The sequence below is a fragment of the Candidatus Schekmanbacteria bacterium genome (assembly GCA_003695725.1).
GTDB lineage: Bacteria > Schekmanbacteria > GWA2-38-11 > GWA2-38-11 > J061 > J061.
In genome coordinates this window covers 1-5,530 of the sequence record RFHX01000308.1, presented here as the reverse complement: position 1 = coordinate 5,530, position 5,530 = coordinate 1, and the positions used below count along the sequence as shown (strand labels likewise).

At 36.9% G+C, this 5,530-nt stretch carries 5 protein-coding genes and 1 pseudogene; 3 read left to right on the top strand and 3 right to left on the bottom strand.

Annotated features, from left to right (window positions below; translation table 11 throughout):
• Positions 1-199: 199 nt before the first annotated feature.
• The gene (locus tag D6734_11575) at positions 200-1,501 is read right to left on the bottom strand and encodes an NAD(P)/FAD-dependent oxidoreductase (GenBank protein RMF92774.1); all 1,302 of its coding nucleotides are present in this window, start codon (positions 1,499-1,501) and stop codon (positions 200-202) included.
• 49 nt (positions 1,502-1,550) lie between these two features.
• On the opposite strand from D6734_11575, the pseudogene D6734_11570 reads away from it, so the two are divergent.
• A pseudogene (locus D6734_11570) lies at positions 1,551-1,676 on the top strand (parvulin peptidyl-prolyl isomerase).
• 233 nt (positions 1,677-1,909) lie between these two features.
• Here D6734_11570 and lpdA read toward each other — a convergent pair.
• Positions 1,910-3,328: a dihydrolipoyl dehydrogenase gene (gene lpdA, locus D6734_11565; GenBank protein ID RMF92773.1), complete on the bottom strand. Its 1,419-nt coding sequence runs from the start codon at positions 3,326-3,328 to the stop codon at positions 1,910-1,912.
• A gap of 266 nt (positions 3,329-3,594) precedes the next feature.
• Between lpdA and ispH the strand changes: the two genes are divergently transcribed.
• Positions 3,595-4,437, top strand: coding sequence for a 4-hydroxy-3-methylbut-2-enyl diphosphate reductase (gene ispH / locus D6734_11560; GenBank protein RMF92772.1), 843 nt, complete (start codon positions 3,595-3,597; stop codon positions 4,435-4,437).
• 38 nt (positions 4,438-4,475) lie between these two features.
• Positions 4,476-4,712 (top strand): YggT family protein, encoded by a 237-nt coding sequence (locus D6734_11555; protein RMF92771.1) that lies wholly within the window; start codon positions 4,476-4,478, stop codon positions 4,710-4,712.
• A 33-nt stretch (positions 4,713-4,745) separates the two neighbouring features.
• Here D6734_11555 and D6734_11550 read toward each other — a convergent pair whose 3' ends face one another.
• Positions 4,746-5,477, bottom strand: a complete 732-nt coding sequence (locus tag D6734_11550) for a creatininase family protein (protein RMF92770.1) — start codon at positions 5,475-5,477, stop codon at positions 4,746-4,748.
• Positions 5,478-5,530: the final 53 nt, after the last annotated feature.

Genomic DNA, 5,530 nt, shown 5'->3' with positions numbered 1-5,530 from the left:
TTCTTGTTTCTACAAAATTAAAGAAATATGAAAATTTTTTAGGGGCAAAAGCAGGAACAAAAAAATAGTGATTATCAAACTTTTGTTTTAAACACTGTAAAAGTCAGATAATTGGATAAAAAGAAAGATATCCTTCTTTTGCAAGTCTCTTGCTGATTATTACAGAACAGAAAATATTTTGTATATTCTCTGTCGGAAGTTATGTGTTGAGTGCTGCATCCACGGCAATAGAGCTGTATTTTTTTATCTTTTCTGCAAGTTCTGCATCATGTTTTTTTATTTCTTCGTAATGTTTTGAAAAGGCTGCAAATATGACATCGGCGCAGGTGCAATGATTTATCCATCCCGGGGTAGTAAAATTTTCTTCAAGTGAGAAAAGATAATCGAGCTGTTCATCAGTGAAGGTGTGAATTGCATAAGTCCTTGCAGTAGCTTCTACAACCCCCGGATGATTGAATTCGAAACAACGCTTCCAGAATTCATTGTATTCATCGAGAGAATCTCTTTTGCCTTCAAGAAATTCCTTTACAAGCTTGCTTGCTACATAACCGCACATAAGAGCACCTTGATTTTCAACTTCTTGAAAGCTTGCTGCATCGCCAAGAATAACGATTCTGCCATTTGCTGGGTTTTCAATTGGAGAATAAAAGCTCATTGCACACCCGATTTCTTCTAAAATCTTTGCGTCAGCCAACCACTCTTTTACAGGACCTTCATTTTTGAATTTCAGCAATTGCTCTTTTGGATTGATATCCATTCCTGTTGGGACACCAAATGTCAATTCCCAAACTTTGTTGTCTTTACCGAATTTCTTCATTTTTTTTGGGACCATATAGAATTGGCCTGCCGAGGTAAAGCGCTTCCCTATGAAGGCTACAAAAGCGTCAGGATATGGAAAATTAACCCCTTCCAACATAAATGAAAGAGCCAATCCTTTTGCATAAAACTTTCTTTCCTTATTCAATCCCATTCTATTGACAACATTGGAACTGACACCATCTGCGACAAATGCGAATTTAGCAGTTAAATCTTTTTCACCATTTTTATCTCTAACCTTTACTGAAACGCTGTCTTTTGCTTCTTCAGCTATGATGCCCTGAGTCGATGGCCTTATATCAACTCCTGCGCTGTCGATTTGGGAGAAGAGTTTTTTAGCAAGCGTTTCCTTATCGATTACTTTTGCTGCAGGATATGGATTGGCTTTTATAGTGAATGGATGCAGGGAAGGAGAAAAACGCATACTCCCTAAAAGGTCCACATATTCACCATCATAATCAACACTAAATCCAGTTTTTAAGAATGTGATTTTCCCATTGTCAGTTTTTAGATTTTCATCGTGGTAATTCGGTTCAAGAAGAAGCATCGAACAGCACGGCTTGGTATAAAGAGGTATATCTTTCTTTTTATCTACTATTATTACTTTCAGTCCTTCTTCTGCGGCAGTTTTTGCCGCCATTAGTCCTGCCGGCCCTCCTCCAATAATAATTAAATCTGCATCCATAGATATTCTCCACTATATTTAAGGTTTTTAATCCAAATCATCGATGTCTTCGTCTTCATCTAAGACATCAAAATCGTCATCATCGAAATCATCATCGAAATCATCATCGAAATCATCGTCGAAATCCTCATCGTAATCCTCATCAAAATCTTCTTCATCAAAATCTTCCTCATCATAATCCTCATCTTCAATATCGTCTTCAATTTCCAGTTCCTCTATTTCTTCACTGTTGCAGTATGGGCAGGCAAGGACTTCCTCTTCATCTTCAAGATAGAATTCTTTCTGACAATCAGGACAATAGAAATTCATACCTCTTTATCCTCCTAATAGAATTTTTATTCTAAATCTCAAAATGTTATTTTCTAGATATTTATCATAATCAGTTTTTAAATTTGTCAATACTATTTTTTAATTCCTTTTAACTTGTCTTGGAGGCATATGAATAGCTTTTCCATTAATAGCAAGCGCCGCTTCCTTGATTGCTTCGGAAAGTGTTGGGTGGGCATGAATTGCTCCTCCAATATCAGATGATTTCAATCCTTCCTTTATTGCTATAACACCTACTGCAATTAATTCTGTCGCTTCTGCACCCACGATTGAAACTCCAATGATTCTATCATCAGCAGCGCTGGAGATAATCTTGACAAAACCATCCCGCTCAACCATTGTTGCGGCTTTGCCTGATGCTGAAAATGGAAATTTCCCAACTTTTATCTCTATGCCTTGCTTTTGCGCTTCATCTTCACAAATTCCTGCACAAGCAACTTCAGGCAAAGTATAAATGCATCGTGGAATATGGTCATACCTCATAGATATGTCTTTCCCTGCAGCATTTTCGACTGCCACAATACCTTCTTCCATTGCTACATGGGCTAGCATAAAGCCACCAACTGCATCGCCTATAGCATAGATTCCTGCTGTTGAAGTTTCCATTTTTTCATTGACTTTGATAGCCGCGCCTGAAGTTTCAATTCCAACATTTTCTAACTTTAGCTTTGAAGTATTTGGTGTGCGTCCAACTCCGATTAGGACTAAATTCGACTCCAAAGAATTTGCGCTGCCTTCATTGTCTTCGAATTTTGTTATTGCCTTTTCTCCGCTCTTTTCAATGGATATAACTTTTACACCTGTATGAATTTTGATGCCTAAGCGAGTCAATGATGCGGCAAGCGCTTGGGATACATCGGAATCTTCATTTGCAATTATGCGTGGTAATAATTCCACTATTTCAACATCGCTTCCTAAACATCTATAAATATATGCCATCTCAACGCCAATTACTCCTCCGCCAACTATTACCAGCTTCTCTGGAATGGATTCCAGTTCAAGTGCTGTATCGCTATCTATAACGCAATCTAAATCTATTCCCGGAATATTCAATTTTGTAGGTATCGAACCTGATGCAATTATTATTTTTTCTGCCTTTATTTGTTTATTCCCTTCAGGTGTGATTACTTCTATTGTTGACGCATCTCTAAAACTGCCGACACCTTTGATTAGTTCAATACCATTGCCTTTTAGAAGCGCTTTGACTCCACCTGTCAGCGTTTTTATTACAGTGTTTTTGCGCGTCCTCAGCTTCTCCAAATTGATTTCTGGAGGGGAAAAATCAATTCCATATAGTGCGGCTTTTTTCCCTATCGATGCTAATTCACCTGCTTTGATTAGTGTTTTAGTAGGGATGCATCCTCTTAGTAGACATGTTCCTCCCACTTCGTCACCTTCTATAAGCACCACCTTTTTGCCAAGCTGAGCGCCCCTGATTGCAGAAACATATCCTCCGGGGCCTCCTCCTATAATAGCTATATCATAAGTAGTTTCTGGCATTGAAAATATCTCCTTTTTCTACAGTTTAATTACAATGGTAAAAGTATTTTCTTTCTGAATTTCCTAATATGTAAAAAAGATTTTTGTCAACACTAAAATTCTTGATTAAATAAGAAAGAAAAGAATTTCCTATTTTTTTATTGAGAAATACTATTTTCTTTCTGATATATGTTTTTTTAACAAATTAACACTCTATGGTATTTAGCTTTTTATGGATTTTATAGTTTGTGTTATGTATCATTAAATTTAATAAGGCAAAAACCTCTATGGAAAGGATCAAAATTATAAAAGCAAAATATTTAGGATTCTGCGAAGGAGTGCGTCGTGCAATTGAGCTTACGGAAAAGGCAATCGCAGATGGAAGAAAGAATATTACAGTTGTAGGTGATTTAATACACAACAGGCAAGTTATTTCAAAGCTTCGTGCAAGAGGCGTTCAAATGGTTGAATCAATAAGTGAGATAAGAGAAGGTTCGACTCTTGTTGTTAGGTCGCATGGACTTCCCAGAGGTTGGATCGATGAGGCAAAGAGAAAAGGAGTTGAAATAATTGATGCCACCTGTGAAAAGGTGAAAAAACTACATCATCTTGCGGAAATGATGATTGAAAATGGATATCAGGTAATTCTAATCGGAGATCATAATCATGCGGAAGTTGAAACAGTTGTGGAAAGCGTCAGAGGTGATATCATCGTTATTGCTTCTCCTGAGGAATGTGAAAAAAACAGTTTCAAGAAGAAACTTGGAGTAATTGCACAGACGACGCAAAGTCTTGAGAATTTTTCTGCCATTTTAGAGAAACTTCTTGAAAAAGCATATGAATTAAAGATTTTTAACACGATTTGTTATGCAAGCATTATGAGACAGAAGGCGGCTTCACAGTTGAGCAAAGAAGTTGATTTGATGTTTGTGATTGGAGGCAAACACAGCGCAAATACTTGCCGTCTTGCTGCAATCTGCAGGAAAAATGTTAAAACGATGCATATCGAAACTAAGGATGAAATTACCTCTGAAATGTTGAAGGGAGTAAAAAAAATAGGTATAACTGCCGGTGCATCGACACCGGATTGGATAATAGAAGAAGTTGAACAAAAGATTGCCGAAATGTAAAATAAATTGTAGTCAATATTTTTTAAACAAGGACTTTTATGAAATTTTTGATTTTTCTGTTGGATATTTACGGATATCTAATTATTGCGTCTGCTGTATTGTCGTGGATCAATGTCGATCCGCGAAATCCTGCTGTAAAGTTTGTCTATTCGGCAACGGAGCCTGTTTTAATGCCATTGCGAAAACTTATTCCTCCTATAGCAAATATAGATTTTTCTCCTTTTGCAGCGTTTATTCTACTGCAATTTTTAATAAAGATACTCTCAGGCCTATAAATTTTTTTAAACCTCTTTTTTAGGCTTTTTGTTTCAAGAAATCTCCTTTTCAAACCAGTCAATTAATTTGATGAGAGATTCTACTGCTGTTTCGAATATCTCCTTCCCTTTTTGAGAAGAAGCGTTTGTTGGGTCTCCCATTATTCCTGACGGGAAATAGGTTTCTGCATTTGCAATTATAAGAGGATCTGGAAATTTCGGGTTTGATGGAGGCGGAAGATTGTCCTTTTTGACAATTCCATTTTCAATATACATCATCAAGGAAGTTTCGACAAAGCCGGCGTGCTTGTCACCGGGAGGAAAACTTTTCAGCAATTCATCATTTTGATTTATCAATACGAGGTCTGCAATAGATGTTGCTATGACCATCATAGAAGATTCTCTTGCAAATCTCTTTGCTGCTACGCGCAGGGCAGTCATATGGTCTGAACCGGCATGACCAGAAATTATAATAGCTTTTGAAACTTCGTTCCTATCAAGTTCACAGAGAAGTTCATAAGTTAAATTCTCAAGAATGTTGAATGAGATAGTGATGGTGCCGGGAAAATTTCTCGTTGAGGAGCATAAACCATAATTTACAGTTGGAGCCACAATAAAATCTCTTTTTGAGTGAGCCGACTCTATTATTTTTTCTATTTGGATTGTATCGGTCCCTAAAGGAAGATGGGGCCCGTGTTCTTCTGCTACACCATAGGGGAGAAGAACAATTTTTCCTTTACTTATTTCTTCTTTGAAATCTTCCATTGACATTCTGTTGAGATACATTGCTTACCTCCTCTTTGAGAAAATCATTTTTTTAAGATTATTAAAATTATATC